18 protein-coding genes are annotated in these 15,956 nt (G+C 72.1%); 13 read left to right on the plus strand and 5 right to left on the minus strand.

Going from position 1 to position 15,956, the window contains the following annotated elements; all coding sequences use genetic code 11:
• Positions 1–5 precede the first annotated feature (5 nt).
• Together ABZZ79_RS26220 and ABZZ79_RS26225 are read left to right on the plus strand one after the other, a co-directional pair.
• The gene (locus tag ABZZ79_RS26220) at positions 6–536 is read left to right on the plus strand and encodes a GNAT family N-acetyltransferase (RefSeq protein ID WP_356692602.1); all 531 of its coding nucleotides are present in this window, start codon (positions 6–8) and stop codon (positions 534–536) included.
• Positions 537–608: 72 nt separating this feature from the next.
• Positions 609–2,309, plus strand: coding sequence for a proline--tRNA ligase (locus ABZZ79_RS26225; RefSeq protein ID WP_356692604.1), 1,701 nt, complete (start codon positions 609–611; stop codon positions 2,307–2,309).
• Between the two features lie 91 nt (positions 2,310–2,400).
• On the opposite strand, the gene ABZZ79_RS26230 is transcribed toward ABZZ79_RS26225, so the two are convergent.
• On the minus strand, positions 2,401–2,646 hold the full coding sequence (locus ABZZ79_RS26230; RefSeq protein WP_356692606.1) for a hypothetical protein: 246 nt from the start codon (positions 2,644–2,646) through the stop codon (positions 2,401–2,403).
• Between the two features lie 172 nt (positions 2,647–2,818).
• Positions 2,819–3,241, minus strand: coding sequence for a helix-turn-helix domain-containing protein (locus tag ABZZ79_RS26235; RefSeq protein ID WP_356692608.1), 423 nt, complete (start codon positions 3,239–3,241; stop codon positions 2,819–2,821).
• Positions 3,242–3,745: 504 nt separating this feature from the next.
• Here ABZZ79_RS26235 and ABZZ79_RS26240 point away from each other — a divergent pair.
• The 4 genes from ABZZ79_RS26240 to ABZZ79_RS26255 are packed head-to-tail and all read left to right on the plus strand — an operon-like array spanning position 3,746 to position 6,259.
• The gene (locus ABZZ79_RS26240; RefSeq protein WP_356692610.1) at positions 3,746–4,366 is read left to right on the plus strand and encodes a sigma-70 family RNA polymerase sigma factor; all 621 of its coding nucleotides are present in this window, start codon (positions 3,746–3,748) and stop codon (positions 4,364–4,366) included.
• A complete protein-coding gene (locus tag ABZZ79_RS26245) occupies positions 4,363–5,109 on the plus strand; it encodes a BN159_2729 family protein (RefSeq protein WP_356692612.1) in 747 nt (248 codons plus the stop codon). The genes ABZZ79_RS26240 and ABZZ79_RS26245 overlap by 4 nt, the downstream gene beginning before the upstream one ends.
• On the plus strand, positions 5,106–5,831 hold the full coding sequence (locus ABZZ79_RS26250) for a WhiB family transcriptional regulator (protein WP_356692614.1): 726 nt from the start codon (positions 5,106–5,108) through the stop codon (positions 5,829–5,831). Before ABZZ79_RS26245 ends, ABZZ79_RS26250 begins: the two co-directional genes overlap by 4 nt.
• Positions 5,828–6,259 (plus strand): hypothetical protein, encoded by a 432-nt coding sequence (locus tag ABZZ79_RS26255; RefSeq protein WP_356692616.1) that lies wholly within the window; start codon positions 5,828–5,830, stop codon positions 6,257–6,259. The genes ABZZ79_RS26250 and ABZZ79_RS26255 overlap by 4 nt, the downstream gene beginning before the upstream one ends.
• Before the next feature lie 189 nt (positions 6,260–6,448).
• On the opposite strand, the gene ABZZ79_RS26260 is transcribed toward ABZZ79_RS26255, so the two are convergent.
• The 3 genes from ABZZ79_RS26260 to ABZZ79_RS26270 are packed head-to-tail and all read right to left on the minus strand — an operon-like array spanning position 6,449 to position 8,391.
• Entirely contained in the window at positions 6,449–7,357 is a 909-nt protein-coding gene (locus ABZZ79_RS26260) for an aminoglycoside phosphotransferase family protein (RefSeq protein ID WP_356692618.1), read from the minus strand.
• A 33-nt stretch (positions 7,358–7,390) separates the two neighbouring features.
• Positions 7,391–7,852: a ferritin-like domain-containing protein gene (locus tag ABZZ79_RS26265; protein ID WP_356692620.1), complete on the minus strand. Its 462-nt coding sequence runs from the start codon at positions 7,850–7,852 to the stop codon at positions 7,391–7,393.
• Complete coding sequence (locus ABZZ79_RS26270; protein ID WP_356692622.1) at positions 7,849–8,391, minus strand: hypothetical protein; 543 nt, start codon at positions 8,389–8,391, stop codon at positions 7,849–7,851. The genes ABZZ79_RS26265 and ABZZ79_RS26270 overlap by 4 nt, the downstream gene beginning before the upstream one ends.
• Before the next feature lie 313 nt (positions 8,392–8,704).
• On the opposite strand from ABZZ79_RS26270, the gene rimP reads away from it, so the two are divergent.
• The 7 genes from rimP (at position 8,705) to truB (ending at position 15,679) form a co-directional block, all read left to right on the plus strand.
• Positions 8,705–9,214, plus strand: coding sequence for a ribosome maturation factor RimP (gene rimP, locus ABZZ79_RS26275; RefSeq protein ID WP_356692624.1), 510 nt, complete (start codon positions 8,705–8,707; stop codon positions 9,212–9,214).
• Positions 9,215–9,216: 2 nt separating this feature from the next.
• Positions 9,217–10,203 (plus strand): transcription termination factor NusA, encoded by a 987-nt coding sequence (gene nusA / locus ABZZ79_RS26280; protein ID WP_356692626.1) that lies wholly within the window; start codon positions 9,217–9,219, stop codon positions 10,201–10,203.
• A gap of 90 nt (positions 10,204–10,293) precedes the next feature.
• Positions 10,294–10,590, plus strand: a complete 297-nt coding sequence (locus ABZZ79_RS26285) for a YlxR family protein (protein WP_356692628.1) — start codon at positions 10,294–10,296, stop codon at positions 10,588–10,590.
• Positions 10,591–10,737: 147 nt separating this feature from the next.
• A complete protein-coding gene (infB, locus tag ABZZ79_RS26290; RefSeq protein ID WP_356692630.1) occupies positions 10,738–13,842 on the plus strand; it encodes a translation initiation factor IF-2 in 3,105 nt (1,034 codons plus the stop codon).
• A gap of 134 nt (positions 13,843–13,976) precedes the next feature.
• Positions 13,977–14,270 carry a DUF503 domain-containing protein gene (locus tag ABZZ79_RS26295; protein ID WP_356692632.1) on the plus strand — a complete coding sequence of 98 codons (294 nt, stop codon included), beginning with the start codon at positions 13,977–13,979 and terminating at the stop codon, positions 14,268–14,270.
• Positions 14,271–14,303: 33 nt separating this feature from the next.
• A complete protein-coding gene (gene rbfA / locus ABZZ79_RS26300) occupies positions 14,304–14,777 on the plus strand; it encodes a 30S ribosome-binding factor RbfA (protein ID WP_356692634.1) in 474 nt (157 codons plus the stop codon).
• Complete coding sequence (gene truB / locus ABZZ79_RS26305) at positions 14,774–15,679, plus strand: tRNA pseudouridine(55) synthase TruB (RefSeq protein WP_356692636.1); 906 nt, start codon at positions 14,774–14,776, stop codon at positions 15,677–15,679. Before rbfA ends, truB begins: the two co-directional genes overlap by 4 nt.
• The last annotated feature ends 277 nt before the right edge of the window (positions 15,680–15,956 follow it).

Here is a 15,956-nt window from a genome sequence, read left to right on the forward strand (position 1 = left end):
CGGTCATGGACCTCGTCATCAGCCCTCTGGACCTCGCGGCGCACGTGGACGAGGCCCTGGCGGTCCAGGCCCTCGCCTTCGGGCTGGACCAGGACGAGGTCGCCGTACGCCGCCAGATCATCCTGCGGCACATGACCTACCCGGGCGCGCGGGCCCTCGGCGCGACCGTCGCCGGGCACCTCGCCGGCTTCGTCTACGGCATGCCGAACGACCGCACCCACTGGTGGTCCACGGTCGTGGAGCCCTATCTGCGTGCCCGGGACAACGAGACCTGGCTCGACGACTCCTTCGTCATCACCGAGCTGCACGTCCACCCGTCGTACCAGAACCGCGGCATCGGCCGGACCCTGATCACCCGGATCACCGACACCGCCGACGAACCGCGCAGCATCCTCTCCGCGATCGACACCGACAGCCCCGCCCGCGGCCTCTACCACTCCCTCGGCTACGTCGACCTGGCCCGCCGCGTGGTCTTCCCGAGCGCCCCCAGACCGTACGCCGTGATGGGCGCGCCCCTGCCACTGCGCCGCCGTTAACCGATTTCCGGTGCCCCCCGCCCCCCGGCTAACCTCCTAGCCATCACCCTTACTGGCAGGAGTACGAGAACCATGGCCAACGCACCGGTCCAGCGCATGTCCCAGTTGATGGCGAAGACGCTGCGCGACGACCCGGCGGACGCCGAGGTCCTCAGCCACAAGCTTCTCGTGCGCGCCGGCTACGTCCGCCGCACCGCCGCCGGTATCTGGAGCTGGCTGCCCCTCGGCAAGAAGGTCCTCGCCAACGTCGAGCGCATCGTCCGGGAGGAGATGGACGCCATCGGCGCCCAGGAAGTGCTGCTCCCCGCGCTGCTGCCGCGCGAGCCGTACGAGGCGACCGGCCGCTGGGACGAGTACGGCCAGGAGCTGTTCCGCCTGAACGACCGCAAGGGCGGCGACTACCTGCTCGGCCCGACCCACGAGGAGATCTTCACCCTGCTGGTGAAGGACCAGGCGTCCTCCTACAAGGACCTGCCGGTCATCCTGTACCAGATCCAGACGAAGTTCCGCGACGAGGCCCGCCCCCGGGCCGGCATCCTGCGCGGCCGCGAGTTCCTGATGAAGGACTCGTACTCCTTCGATCTGGAGGACGAGGGCCTGGCGAAGTCCTATGCCCTGCACCGCGAGGCCTACCAGCGTGTGTTCGAGCGCCTCGGCCTCGACTACCGCATCTGCGCCGCGACCGCGGGCGCGATGGGCGGCTCGAAGTCGGAGGAGTTCCTGGCGCCCGCCGAGGCCGGCGAGGACACCTTCGCCGACTGCCCGAACTGCGACTTCGCCGCGAACACCGAGGCGATCACCTACACGCTGAAGCCGGCGGACGGTTCCGCCGTGCCCGCCGCCGAGGAGATCCCCACCCCGGACACCCCGACGATCGAGACCCTCGCCGCCTCGCTCGGTGTCCCCGCCTCCGCCACCCTGAAGAACCTCCTGGTGAAGGTCGACGGCGAGATCGTCGCCGTCGGTGTCCCCGGTGACCGCGAGGTCGACATGGGCAAGGTCGAGGCCCACTTCGCCCCGGCCACGGTGGAGATGGTCACCGAGGCCGACTTCGCCGAGCGCCGGGACCTGGTCCGCGGCTATGTCGGTCCGCAGGGCCTGGAGAAGGTGACCTACCTCGCCGACCCGCGCGTGGCGCCCGGCACCTCCTGGATCACCGGTGCCAACAAGGACGGCATGCACACGAAGAACGTGGTCGCGGGCCGTGACTTCGAGGTCGACGCGTACGTCGACGTCGTGGTCGTGCAGGAGGGCGACCCCTGCCCGAAGTGCGGCACCGGCCTGAAGCTGGACCGCGCCATCGAGATCGGCCACATCTTCCAGCTCGGCCGCAAGTACGCCGACGCCCTCAAGCTCGACGTGCTCGGCCAGAACGGCAAGCCGGTCCGGGTCACCATGGGCTCCTACGGCATCGGCGTCTCCCGCGCGGTCGCGGCCCTCGCCGAGCAGACCGCCGACGACAAGGGCCTGTGCTGGTCCGCCGAGGTCGCCCCGGCCGACGTCCATGTCGTCGCCGCGGGCAAGGCCCTGCAGACCGAGCTGGCCCTCGACGTCTCGGACAAGCTCTCCGCGGCGGGCCTGCGCGTGCTGGTCGACGACCGGGCCGGGGTGTCGCCGGGTGTGAAGTTCACGGACTCCGAGCTGATCGGCGTACCGAAGATCCTGGTCGCGGGCCGCCGCGCGGGTGAGGGTGTCGTCGAGCTCAAGGACCGCAGGACGGGTGAGCGCGAGGAACTGACCGTCGAAGAGGCGATCGCGCGCCTGACCGCCTGATCACAACGGACCGTCCGGTCCGAGGGCCCGAACGAGGCCGCCACGGTGCTCCTGCCCGCGGCGGCCGTTCGGTCGCGCCCGGTCGCGGCTGTCAGCACGCCTGCGCGGCGACGGCGCGGGTGAGGAGTTCGGCCGGCAGCTTCACCCGCGTTCCGCAGTAGCACAGGAGAACGTTGCCGGGTCCCTCCGGTGCGCCCAGATCGATCGTGAGCAGGGCGCGCAATTCTCGGATCACGTCGAGAAGGTGGGCTCCTCTGGCGACGAGGACACTGACCTCGTCCGGATCCCAGACGACCATGGCCGGCAGATCGGTCGCTACGCGGACGTGGATGCACACAACTGTCTCCCCAGGGATGCACAACGCGCTGCAGTGATCCGCTCCGGGAGGTCAGCGGGTGACTGATGGTACCGGGGCCTGTGTGCACAGATGGGGGTTTTCGGCGGATCAGTGGGCAGCCGTCGACAGCCGCATATGCCGGAACCGTCGGCTCCGTGATGCTGCCGACGCGTCAGCCGATCCGACTGACCTGCAACATCGCCTCGGCGTCCTTGAGCAGCGCCCGCTGGCGCGATTCTGGCAATTGCCGGTAGAGCTTCAGCAGTCTCGCCTCGCGCTCGTCCCGGCTGGGGCCGGGCACGGGGCGGCCTACGGCCTCGAAGAACTCGCGGGGTGTCGTGCGTACACCCCAGCTCCGGAAGACCTCGACCATGGCCCGCAGGCGCTCGGGATCGATGCGTGAGGTGCCGCGCGTGCGGTTCATCCACGCGTTCAGAGTCGGATACGAGATGCCCGCCTGAGACGCCAGGTCCTTCTGGGTCCTGCCCTGGGTCGCGGAGAGGAGCCTGGTGAGCAGGTCGGACAGGTCCTCGCCCTCGTGCGGGAGGTCGTCGCCCGCCGGAGGCTCGGTGGGGGGTGTCGGCTCGGTGGTCACACGTCAGAGGATCCGGCATCGATATCTACATGCGCAAGTAGATTGCAGATTGATGACGCGACGCGGGTGTGCGCCCGGAGCGTCCGGGGGGTTGGCGTGCCGCGGTGCGCCCCTGTGTGCGTCGGCTCCTCGCGGTCCGTGAGCGGCTTGACACTATCTGCATCTACGTGAAGACTGTAGATGACTCCGGAGAGTCGGGGACCGGCGGCCTTCTCGTCGCCGAAGCGCCGGCGAGCGCCCGGCCGGCGCGGCGAGTGCGATCCCCGTCCGAACATCGCGGATCACTCTCTTTTTTACCCAGCAATCTACATCTACATGCATATCGAAGATGTCGAAGGCTCGAAGAAGCCGAAAGAGCCGAAGGAGCCGAAGGAGCCACAAACGCCAAAGGCCAGAGACATCGCAGACACCAATGACACCCATGACGCCAAAGACACCGCAGAAACCGAAGACATCGAGGCCTCCCATCCGCACCGCACGCATGACGTCCGAGGAGCACCGATCTTGTCCGCATCGACCCTGTCCGCACAGACCTCGTCCGCCCAGACCGACATCCGGACCGCGCCGATCGGTCCCGAGCCCGCGTTAGTCGCGCGGGCCCGCCAGGGCGACCGTGAGGCGTTCGCCCTTCTGTACCGCGAGCACTACCGCGTCGTGTACCGCTATCTGGTGTTCCGCACGCGCGACGGACACCTGGCCGAGGACCTGGCACAGGAGGTGTTCGTGCGCGCCCTGCGCGGCATCGGCGGCTTCGCCTGGCAGGGCAGCGCGTTCGCCGCCTGGCTGATCACCATCGCCCGGAACCTCTACCTGGACGAGATCGGCCGCAGCAGCACCCGGCGCGAGACCCTGGTCGCCGAGCCGAGGGACCCGGTACGCCCGGCCCGCGAAGGCGAGTCCCCGCCGCTGCGCGCCCTGGAGGCCGTGGAGGCGTGCGAGGCCGTCCAGCGTGCCCTGCTGACCCTCAGCCCTCCGCAGCGCCACTGCCTTCAACTGCGCTTCCTCGACGAGCTGTCGCCCGAGGAGACGGCTCACGAGATGGGCCGCACCGTCGGTGCCGTCCGCGCCCTCACCCACCGCGCGATGCGGCAACTGCGGTGGACCGTCGGGGCGGTGTCGGCGTGAGTGAGCACCGCTTCACCGCCGCCGTGCTGCACCGGACGTCCGACGGCGGCTGGTCGCGCACCTCGCTCCCGAGGGCCGGCGGCGGCTGCTCCGGCACCCCCGCGCCTACCGATCTGGAGCGCCAGGCCCTCGCCTGGGACATCGACTGCCGGCGTGCCCGGCGCGTGGCGCGGGCCGTCGAGTCCGAGGCGGGCCGGCACCCCGGGCTGCTCGCCGTCGAGGCCGACGGCGACACCGTACGGGTGCTGCTCCGCGTCCCGGACCTGGCCGAGTGGGGCCAGTGGCGTGCGTACTTCGGCATCACCGTGGTCAGCGAACTGGCCCACCCGCACCTCCTGACCGGCGAGGGACGGCGCCACGGCGTGCGGATGTCGGTCCTGGGCCGGGTCGCCGCCGCGCCAGAGGCCGCCGCGCCCGCCTCCGGGGCCGCCATGCCCGCCTCCGGGGCCGCCATGCCCGCCTCCGGGGCCTTCGCGCCCGCGTCCGACGATCGGGCTACCGGGGGAGAGGCTCAGGCGAAACGGTTGTTCAGGCTCGGCCGGACCACCTACGACCTCGTGCTGCCGTATCGCGACGCCCACGGCGACATCTGGTACTTCCAGGGAGCGCAGACCGCCGACGGTATGCCGCTGATGTCGCTGGACGGCCGTCCGGAGCGGTGCTCCCTCGCCAACGTGGCCGCCTACGCGGGTCCGTTGACACCGGTCCGCGGGACCGGGCCGGACCGGGGAACACACCGGTGAGTCCGTCGGCCGCCGACGGCCGGGGACGGGGCTGGGAGCTGAACGCCGCCTGCAGACTCCAGGACGCGGAGCTCTGGTTCGCCGACCGCACCCGCGACCTGGCCGTCGCCGTCTGCCGGGCCTGTCCCGTCCTCCTGCCGTGCCGGGACGCCGTGCTCAAGCGTGAGGAAGGGCTGGCCGAGGGCCGTCGCAGCGGCATCGTCGCCGGTCTCACCGGAGCCCAGCGGTACGCCCTGGAGCACGCCGGGGTCCGGCTGGGCCCGGCGCCTGACACCGGGAGCGCCGAGAGCCCGCAAGGCCGTCCGCGCCGGGAGCCCGCGCCCTGCGGCACCCGGGCGGCCTATCAGCGGCACCTGCGCCGACGCGAACCTGTCGACGACGCGTGCCGCGCCGCCAACGCCCGCGGCGCCGGGTACTACCGCCGCACCGGCTCCACCCGAGGACAACCCGGCGGACCCGCGCCGCCCGCCGCCCGTTCAGGGCAGTCCGGTCACCGCATCGTCCACCGCACCCGGAGCAGCGCATGTCCGCATCCACCCAGGGCTCCCCGCCCGACGGCCCCGGACCCGGCCGGCCGCGCCCCCTCCCGCGTTCCGCGCGGCGCGGCCGTGCGGGTCTTCTCCCACTCCGCCGCCTCCTGCGGCGCCTCGCGGCCCGCGGGCGCGCGGCGGACTCCCCGTCGCGTCTCGCGGACGACCTCGCCGTCTGCCGACAGGAGGTGACGCGCTGGCAGCGGCACGCCGACTCCTACGCGCAGGAGTCCGGCCGCCTCAGCCGCGAGCGGGCCCACCTGTTGGCCTGGCTGGCGGCCCTCCACCCCGCGAGCGCCGTCATCACCCCGGCCGTCAGGGCCGGGCACCACGGCAGTGTCCGGCTGCGGCTGATGGCGGGGGGACGGCAGTTGTCCTGGTCCGTTCGGCCCGACGACCTCGCGCTGTTCGAGCACGTGCCGTTCGCGGAACCCGCCATGGAACACCCTCTGGGCCACGCCGAGTCGCACACCGACGAGCACACCGACGAGCACGCCGAGGGGACCGGCGCGGACCAGGACGCGCACATCCGCCGACACACACATCTGCTGGCGATCGAGGGAAGTCTGCTCGGCGTTCCCACCGGGCGCCGCCCGCCCCGGCCCCGAGTCGGTCCCTGAGGCTCCGGTCGGCAAGCTCGGGAGGCACGCCGGCCGGTCGTGCCGCGCCCTCTGCCGACGGAGAACGGCGGAGGGCGCGGTCAGTCCCGCGCCCGCCGGGCGCCCCCGCCGGTCCACCCGGCCATCGGCGCACACCACCGGACGGCAGGTCCCGGCAGCGGCTTCCTGTAACCGGACCGCGCATTCCGGCTACAGCCAGCCCGCGAACTCCAGCAGCAGATCCGCGTCCTGCGGCCGGCCGACCCGGCGCGCTCGTACCCCGGACTCCACGGCCCGGAACAGGGTCCAGCCGCGCAGCCGCTCCTGGTCCACGTCCAGGGACTCCGCGAGCCGCTTCACCCGCCGCCGGGTGGTCGCCGCGCCGGACGGGGACGCGATCAGGTCCTCCACACGGTCGCGGACCAGCCGCGCGAGGTCGAACGCGCACTCGCCGACCACCGGGTCGGGCCCCACGGCCAGCCACGGCGTCCGGTCCGCGGCGAGCACCTTGGACTGCCGGAACGTGCCGTGCAGCAGCCGGTGTTCGGGCGGTGCCGCCACCAGTTCCTCACGCACCGCCAGCGCCGCGTCGACCAAGGGCACCAGTTCCGCGTCGGCGTCCGCGCTCGCCCGCATGGCGCGGGCCTGCCGGCCGGTGCGCTCGGCGACCGTCTCGAAGAGATGAGCTTCGCCGCCGGCCGGGGGTTCCACCCACAGCCTGCGCAGGGTGCCCGCGGCCTCCAGCAACGCCTTCGCCTCCGGCAGCGACCGCACCGAGACGTCCGGATGCAGCCGCTCCAGCAGCAACTCGCCCTCCGCCGCCGACTCTTCGAGCAGCTGTACGGCACCCCGCCCGGCCCAGTGCGCCAGCGCGGCCCGCTCGCTCTGCGGCCGGGCCCGCGGCGGGGCCAGCTTGAGCACCGCGGGCGTCCCGTCGGCCTGCCGCACGAGGACGACGAGGCTGCTGCGGCCACCCGGCACCTGAACCCGCTCCACGGTCAACTCGCGTAGCGCGACGGCCCGGTGGAGCGCCTCGGGCAGCTTCTCCAGCCAGTCGTCACCGTTCGGCGCGCTCTCACCGAGCGCCCTGACCAGACGCCGCGGCGGTTCGAAAGCCATGCGCGAGTTGTCCTTCCCGTGTCCCCGTGAACCTCAGGCCGTGGGCGACGCCGAGGCCGTCGCCGCCCGCTCGGCGAGCCCAGGGAAGGCTACGCTCCCGCCGCGCCAGCGCACCGCGCGGACCGCCGCCTCCCGCAGAGCCAGCGCGGCGGCGGCCCGGCGCTCGCCGGTGGTGGCCCGCACCAGGTCGGAGTAGACACCGGCCACGCGGTCCTCCAGCTCGGCGGCCAGCCGTACGGCCGACTCCGAGTCGGTCACCGCGAACGGCAAGGCGTATCCGGGGGCCGCCGGGACCGGCTTGCCGCCCAGGTCGCGTACCTCGCGGACCAGCGTGTCGCGCCGGGCGCGATGGGCGTCGTAGGCGGTGCGGGCCTCGGTGCGGCGGCCCTCGCGGATCCGGCCGCCGACCACGCCGTAGCCGTAGACCGCCGCGTGCTCGGCGGCCAGGGCCGCCTGGAGCGCGGTGAGTCCGGCCTGCTTCGTCGACTCGCTCATGCGGGGCCCTCCGTCGGCGCCTGGGTCAGCAGATACGCGTGCGCGGCCCCGGCCGCGGCCACGGACGCCAGCAGCCGGGCGAGCTCGCCGGGCATCGCCAGCAGTTCCTGGGCCCGCCGGTCGGCGAGCGCCCGCTCGGCGGCGGCCAGCTCGGCGAGGGCGTTCCTCTCGGTGCCGGGCGGGGGAGCGGACGCGGAGGGCGGGGGCGTCACCGAGGGTGTCGCGGAGGCCCGCGGGGAGCGTCGTGCGCCTCCGAAGGCCGTCACATGCCGCACGGCCGCCTCGCGCAGGGGTGCGATCCGTTCCGTCAGTGCCGGGTGGGCCGCGAGGGCGGCGTCGTAGCGTGCCACGAGTCCCGCGCTGTCGACGGCGGCACGCGCGCGTGCCCGCTCGGCGAGCGACGGGCTGCCCGCGGTGGCCTCCTCCTGCTCCTCGGGGCCGTCGGTGCATCCGGTCAGCAGCAGGCCACCCGCGGCCGAGGCGAGCAGGGTTCTTCTGCGCGTCCCCGAGGGGATGCGCGGCGGCGGGGGAAACTGCACGGCAGACGTCCTCGGGAGTCGTACGAACGGATGGACGGGTGACGGCCCGCCGGTGATCACGGTACCCGCGCACCCGCGTGAGTCGTGTCACCGGCTCGACGGCCCTCGGGGCGACTCCCCGAGGAGCCGCGGGGCACCGCGCGTGCCGCCCCGGGGCCGGTGACGGAGCCCGGCCGCCCGGGGCCCCGGGCCCGGCGCCCGCACCGGGCGCCGGGGGGCGTACGTGGACGGCAACACACCCCGGGACCCGATACCCTTTGATCAGACACGCGCCCCATCCCACAACAGCACACGCGGCCGAGGAGTCACCCGGATGAGCACCACCCAGAGCGAGAGGCTGCGAGAACTTCTGGAGCCGCTCGTCACCTCCCAGGGACTTGATCTCGAAGAGATCGCCGTGGACTCGGTCGGACGCAAGCGTGTGCTCCGTGTGGTCGTCGACTCCGACGAAGGTGCCGACCTGGACGCGATCGCCGATGTGAGCCGTGCGCTCTCGGCGAAGCTCGACGAGACCAACGCGATGGGCGACGCGGCCTACGACCTGGAGGTCGGCACCCCCGGCGCGGAGCGCGCGCTCACCGAGCACCGGCACTACGTGCGCGCCGTCGACCGGCTCGTGAAGTTCCAGCTCACCGAGGGCGGCGAGCTGATCGCCCGCATTCTCATCGTGGACGAGGACGGTCTGGACGTCGAGGTCCCCGGGGTGAAGGGCCGCAAGGCCACCAGCCGCCGGCTCGGTTTCCCGGAGATCGCCAAGGCGCGCGTGCAGGTCGAGTTCAACCGCAAGGACAAGAAGGACATGAAGGAAGAGGAGGAGGCGTAGCCGTGGACATCGACATGAGCGCCCTGCGGGGCTTGGTCAGGGAGAAGGAGATCTCGTTCTCCCTGCTGGTCGAGGCGATCGAATCGGCCCTCCTCATCGCCTACCACCGCACCGAGGGAAGCCGCCGACACGCGCGCGTGGAGCTCAACCGGGAGACCGGGCATGTGACCGTGTGGGCGAAGGAGGATCCGGAGGATCTCGAAGAGGGCCAGCAGCCCCGCGAGTTCGACGACACCCCGTCCGGCTTCGGCCGGATCGCCGCGACCACCGCCAAGCAGGTGATCCTGCAGCGGCTGCGCGACGCCGAGGACGACGCCACGCTCGGCGAGTACGCCGGCCGTGAGGGCGACATCGTCACCGGAGTGGTCCAGCAGGGCCGCGACCCGAAGAACGTGCTCGTCGACATCGGCAAGCTGGAGGCGATCCTCCCGGTGCAGGAGCAGGTGCCGGGCGAGACCTACCCGCACGGCATGCGGCTGCGCAGTTACGTCGTCCGGGTGGCGAAGGGCGTGCGCGGTCCGTCCGTCACCCTCTCGCGCACGCACCCCAATCTGGTGAAGAAGCTCTTCGCCCTGGAGGTGCCGGAGATCGCGGACGGCTCGGTGGAGATCTCCGCCATCGCCCGCGAGGCCGGCCACCGCACCAAGATCGCCGTACGGTCCACCCGTTCGGGCCTGAACGCCAAGGGTGCCTGCATCGGCCCCATGGGCGGCCGGGTGCGCAATGTGATGGGTGAGCTGAACGGCGAGAAGATCGACATCGTCGACTGGTCGGACGACCCCGCGGAGATGGTGGCCAACGCCCTGTCCCCGGCCCGGGTCTCCAAGGTCGAGGTCGTGGACCTGGCGGCCCGGTCGGCGCGGGTGACCGTGCCGGACTACCAGCTGTCGCTGGCGATCGGCAAGGAAGGGCAGAACGCCCGGCTCGCTGCCCGGCTCACCGGCTGGCGGATCGACATCCGCCCCGACACCGAGCAGCCCGGGGAATAGTTCCCAGCCGCTCGCCGCTGAGATCACGACAACAGCCGTTCGATTCTTGCCCCAAAAGGGTGAGGTCGGCACGGGGAGGTAGACTTAACTGTGTCTGGCCGGACGCACGCCCGAGCATGCCCTGAACGCACCTGTGTGGGGTGTCGGGAGCGAGCGGCCAAGACCGGTCTGCTGCGCATCGTGGCGATCAAGGGCGAATGTGTCCCTGATTCACGCGGTACGCTGCCCGGCCGGGGTGCTTATGTGCACCCCGCCCTCGTCTGTCTCGACCAGGCGGTCCGCCGCCGGGCGTTCACGCGGGCACTGCGCGCCCCGGGAGCGCTCGACACAAAGGCGTTGCGCCGATACGTGGAGCAGACGATCGTTGCCGAGCAGGCAACACCGTAAGACGTGCCGTACGGAACCCGCCGTGCGGCCTGGTACCTCGCGAGTCGAAAGCAGGTCGAGATTGCGATGAGCACTCGATGAGTACGCGATGAGTACGCCCATGAACTAGCGACGGTCCGGCCGCAACCCGGACCTCAAAGGAGCGAAGTGGCTAAGGTCCGGGTCTACGAACTCGCCAAGGAGTTCGGTGTGGAGAGCAAGGTCGTCATGGCCAAGCTCCAGGAACTCGGTGAATTCGTCCGATCGGCGTCCTCGACGATCGAGGCGCCCGTTGTGCGCAAACTGACTGACGCCTTCCAGGGCGGCGGCAAGTCCGCCGCGCCCAGGAAGTCCGCCCCCAAGCCCGCCGCACCCTCTCCGGTGCAGGCGGCCCGTCCGGCTGGTCCGAGGCCGGCGGCCCCCAAGCCCGCTGCGGCCCCGCCCGCGGCTCCGGCTGCCCCCGCGGCACCCGCAGCGGCACCCGCGGCTCCCGCCGCACAGGCGCCGGCCTCCGGTCCGCGCCCGACGCCGGGCCCGAAGCCCGCGCCGCGTCCCGCCCCGGCGGCTCCGGAGTTCACCGCTCCGCCGGCCGCTCCGGCCGTCCCAGCCGCCCCGGCTCCGGCCGCCGCCCAGGCTCCGCGTCCCGCGGCAGCCCGTCCGGGTGGTCCGAAGCCCGGTGCCCGTCCCTCCGGCCCCGGTCAGGGCCAGGCGGCCCGTCCGGGCCAGGGTGGTCCGCGCGCCGGTGGCCAGGCTCCGCGTCCGGGCGGTGCCCGTCCGGCCGGTCCGCGTCCGGGCAACAACCCCTTCACCTCCGGCGGCAACGCCGGCATGGCGCGCCCCCAGGCGCCCCGTCCGCAGGGCGCTCCGCGTCCCGGCGGCCAGGGTGCTCCCGGTGGCGGCGGCGGTCCTCGTCCGCAGGCGCCCGGCGCCCAGGGCGGCGGTCCTCGTCCCCAGGCTCCCGGTGGCGCGCGTCCGACTCCGGGCTCGATGCCGCGTCCGCAGGGCGGTCCCCGTCCCGGCGGTGGCCCCGGCGGCCCGCGTCCGAACCCCGGCATGATGCCGCAGCGTCCCGCTGCCGGCCCGCGTCCCGGCCCCGGCGGCGGTCGTGGTCCGGGCACCGGCGGGGCCGGTCGTCCCGGCGGTGCCGGTCGTCCCGGCGGCGGCGGCGGCTTCGCCGGCCGTCCCGGTGGCGGCGGTGGCGCCCGTCCGGGTGGCGGCGGCGGTTTCGCCGGTCGTCCCGGTGGTCCCGGTGGCGGCGGCGGCTTCGGCGGCGGTCCCGGTGGCGGTGGCGGCGCTGGCCGTCCCGGCTTCGGCGGTCGTCCCGGCGGTCCCGGTGGCCGTGGTGGCACGCAGGGTGCCTTCGGCCGTCCCGGTGGTCCCGCGCGTCGTGGCCGCAAGTCGAAGCGGCAGAGGCGCCAGGAGTACGAGGCCATGCAGGCCCCGTCGGTCGGCGGCGTGATGCTGCCTCGCGGCAACGGCGAGAGCATTCGCCTGTCGCGCGGTGCGTCGCTCACCGACTTCGCGGAGAAGATCAACGCCAACCCGGCGTCCCTCGTCGCGGTCATGATGAACCTCGGCGAGATGGTCACCGCGACCCAGTCCGTCTCCGACGAGACCCTCCAGCTCCTCGCGGGCGAGATGAACTACACGGTTCAGATCGTCAGCCCGGAGGAGGAGGACCGCGAGCTGCTCGAGTCCTTCGACATCGAGTTCGGCGAGGACGAGGGCGACGAGGACGACCTGGTCGTGCGTCCGCCGGTCGTGACCGTCATGGGTCACGTCGACCACGGTAAGACCCGCCTGCTCGACGCCATCCGCAAGACGAACGTCATCGCGGGCGAGGCCGGTGGCATCACCCAGCACATCGGTGCCTACCAGGTCTCCACCGAGGTCAACGAAGAAGAGCGCAAGATCACCTTCATCGACACCCCGGGTCACGAGGCGTTCACCGCCATGCGTGCCCGTGGTGCGAAGTCGACCGACATCGCGATCCTGGTCGTCGCGGCCAACGACGGCGTCATGCCGCAGACGGTCGAGGCGCTCAACCACGCCAAGGCGGCCGACGTCCCGATCGTCGTCGCGGTCAACAAGATCGACGTCGAGGGCGCCGACCCGACCAAGGTGCGCGGTCAGCTGACCGAGTACGGCCTGGTGGCCGAGGAGTACGGCGGCGACACGATGTTCGTCGACATCTCCGCCAAGCAGGGTCTGCACATCGACTCGCTGCTGGAGGCCGTGGTCCTCACGGCCGACGCCTCGCTCGACCTGCGGGCCAACCCGAACCAGGACGCGCAGGGCATCTCGATCGAGTCCCGTCTCGACCGCGGCCGCGGTGCCGTGGCGACGGTCCTCGTCCAGCGAGGCACGCTGCGGGTCGGCGACACGATGGTCGTGGGCGACGCCTACGGTCGCGTGCGCGCCATGCTCGACGACAACGGCAACAACGTCGCCGAGGCCGGCCCGTCGACGCCGGTCCAGGTCCTGGGCCTGACCAACGTCCCGGGTGCGGGCGACAACTTCCTGGTGGTCGACGAGGACCGTACGGCCCGTCAGATCGCCGAGAAGCGCGCCGCCCGTGAGCGCAACGCCGCGTTCGCCAAGCGCACGCGCCGCGTGTCGCTGGAGGACCTGGACAAGGTGCTCAAGGCCGGCGAGGTCCAGCAGCTGAACCTGATCATCAAGGGTGACGCTTCTGGCTCCGTCGAGGCCCTGGAGTCCTCCCTGCTCCAGCTGGACGTCGGCGAAGAGGTCGACATCCGCGTCCTGCACCGCGGTGTCGGTGCGGTCACGGAGTCCGACATCGACCTGGCGATGGGCTCCGACGCCATCGTGATCGGCTTCAACGTCCGCGCGGCCGGCCGCGCGGCGCAGATGGCCGAGCGCGAGGGTGTGGACGTCCGGTACTACTCGGTCATCTACCAGGCGATCGAGGAGATCGAGGCGGCCCTCAAGGGCATGCTCAAGCCGGAGTACGAGGAGGTCGAGCTCGGTACGGCGGAGATCCGCGAGGTCTTCAAGTCGTCCAAGCTGGGCAACATCGCCGGTGTGCTCATCCGGTCGGGCGAGGTCAAGCGCAACACCAAGGCGCGCCTCATCCGCGACGGCAAGGTGGTCGCGGAGAGCCTCAACATCGAGGGCCTGCGTCGCTTCAAGGACGACGTCACCGAGATCCGCGAAGGCTACGAGGGTGGTATCAACCTCGGAAACTTCAACGACATCAAGGTCGACGACGTCATCGCGACGTACGAGATGCGCGAGAAGCCGCGCGTGTGACCTGACACGCGACCGGGGCCGGTCGGCGGAGAGTATTTCCGTCGATCGGCCCCGGCCGTTGCGTGTACGGTTCCCGTATCGGCGCCGCGCTGAGGCGCCCGTACCCCGAACCGGCGGGACATCCGGACACACACATGTATGTGGGGACTCTGTCCTTCGATCTGCTCCTCGGCGACGTCCACTCGCTCAAGGAGAAGCGCTCCCTGGTCCGTCCGATCGTCGCCGAGCTCCAGCGCAAGTACGCGGTGAGCGCGGCCGAGACCGACCACCAGGACCTCCACCGCAGGGCCGAGATCGGGCTCGCGTACGTCTCGGGCGACGCGGGACATCTCGGAGACGTGCTGGACCGCTGCGAGCGGCTGGTGGCCGCACGGCCCGAGGTGGAACTGCTCTCGGTTCGACGCAGACTCCACAGCGACGAAGACTGAAGCAAGAAGCAAGACACTTAAGGAGACGGACCAGTGGCCGACAACGCGCGGGCTAAGAGGCTGGCGGACCTCATCCGAGAGGTGGTGGCCCAGAAGCTCCAGCGCGGGATCAAGGACCCGCGGCTCGGCTCGCACGTCACCATCACGGACACCCGGGTCACCGGGGATCTGCGGGAGGCGACCGTCTTCTACACCGTGTACGGGGACGAGGAGGAGCGCAAGGCCGCCGCGGCCGGGCTGGAGAGCGCCAAGGGCATCCTGCGCTCCGAGGTCGGACGCGCGGCCGGGGTGAAGTTCACCCCGACCCTGGCCTTCGTCGCCGACGCCCTGCCGGACACCGCGCGCACCATCGAGGACCTCCTCGACAAGGCGCGCCAGTCCGACGCCAAGGTGCGCGAGGCCTCCGCGGGCGCCGCGTACGCCGGTGAGGCCGACCCGTACAAGAAGCCGGAATCCGACGACGAGGCGGACATCGCGACCGACGAGACGGACGACGCCGCCGAATGAGCCAGAAGCCCAGCACGCCCGACGGCCTTGTCATCGTCGACAAGCCGTCGGGCTTCACTTCGCACGACGTCGTGGCCAAGATGCGCGGCATCGCCCGCACCCGACGTGTCGGCCACGCCGGCACGCTCGACCCCATGGCGACCGGCGTGCTCGTCCTCGGCGTGGAGCGGGCGACCAAGCTCCTCGGGCATCTCGCCCTCACCGAGAAGGAATATCTCGGCACGATCCGGCTCGGCCAGACGACCGTCACCGACGACGCCGAGGGCGAGGTCACCGCGTCCGTCGACGCCTCCGAGGTCACCCGCGAGGCCATCGACGCCGGGATCGCCAAGCTGTCCGGCGACATCATGCAGGTGCCGTCCAAGGTCAGCGCCATCAAGATCGACGGCGTGCGCTCCTACAAGCGGGCGCGCGACGGCGAGGACTTCGAGATCCCGGCCCGCCCGGTCACCGTCTCGTCCTTCGCCGTGTACGACGTGCGCGACGCGGTCGCGGAGGACGGTACGGCCGTGCGCGACCTGGTCGTGTCGGTGGTCTGCTCCTCCGGCACCTACATCCGCGCCCTCGCCCGCGACCTGGGCGCCGACCTCGGTGTCGGCGGCCACCTCACCGCTCTGCGCCGCACCCGGGTGGGCCCGTACAAGCTGGACGCGGCCAGGACGCTCGACCAGCTCCAACAGGACCTCACGGTCATGCCGGTCGCCGAGGCCGCCGCTGCCGCGTTCCCGCGCTGGGACATCGACGCCAAGCGGGCCCGGCTGCTGCTGAACGGCGTACGCCTGGAGATGCCGGACGTGTACACGGGCTCCGGTCCCGTGGCCGTGTTCGACCCCGAAGGGCACTTCCTGGTGCTCGTCGAGGAGCACAAGGGCAAGGCCAAGAGCCTGGCCGTCTTCGGCTGACCTCCACATCGCCTCGGCCCGGACCCGGGCAGGGCGTCGGCCGAGCGTGCCCGGGCCGACGCCCGTGGAGCGGCGATCACGGGGCATCCTGTCGCCGCTCCACGGTCCCCCCTCGGTTCCCCCGCCCCTAGGTCTATCCAGTCCTCCCCGTCGATTCACCCGTCCGGGCAGGCGCTCGGAGTGAACCGGGGGAGCGCAGGGGGGCGCGTTCACCGCGCGATCTGTCCGCCTGATCACCGCGCCCCTACCGTCGAGGACAGGGCACGCGCGCGAGGCG

The sequence above is a fragment of the Streptomyces sp. NPDC006458 genome (genome assembly GCF_040612135.1).
GTDB lineage: Bacteria > Actinomycetota > Actinomycetes > Streptomycetales > Streptomycetaceae > Streptomyces.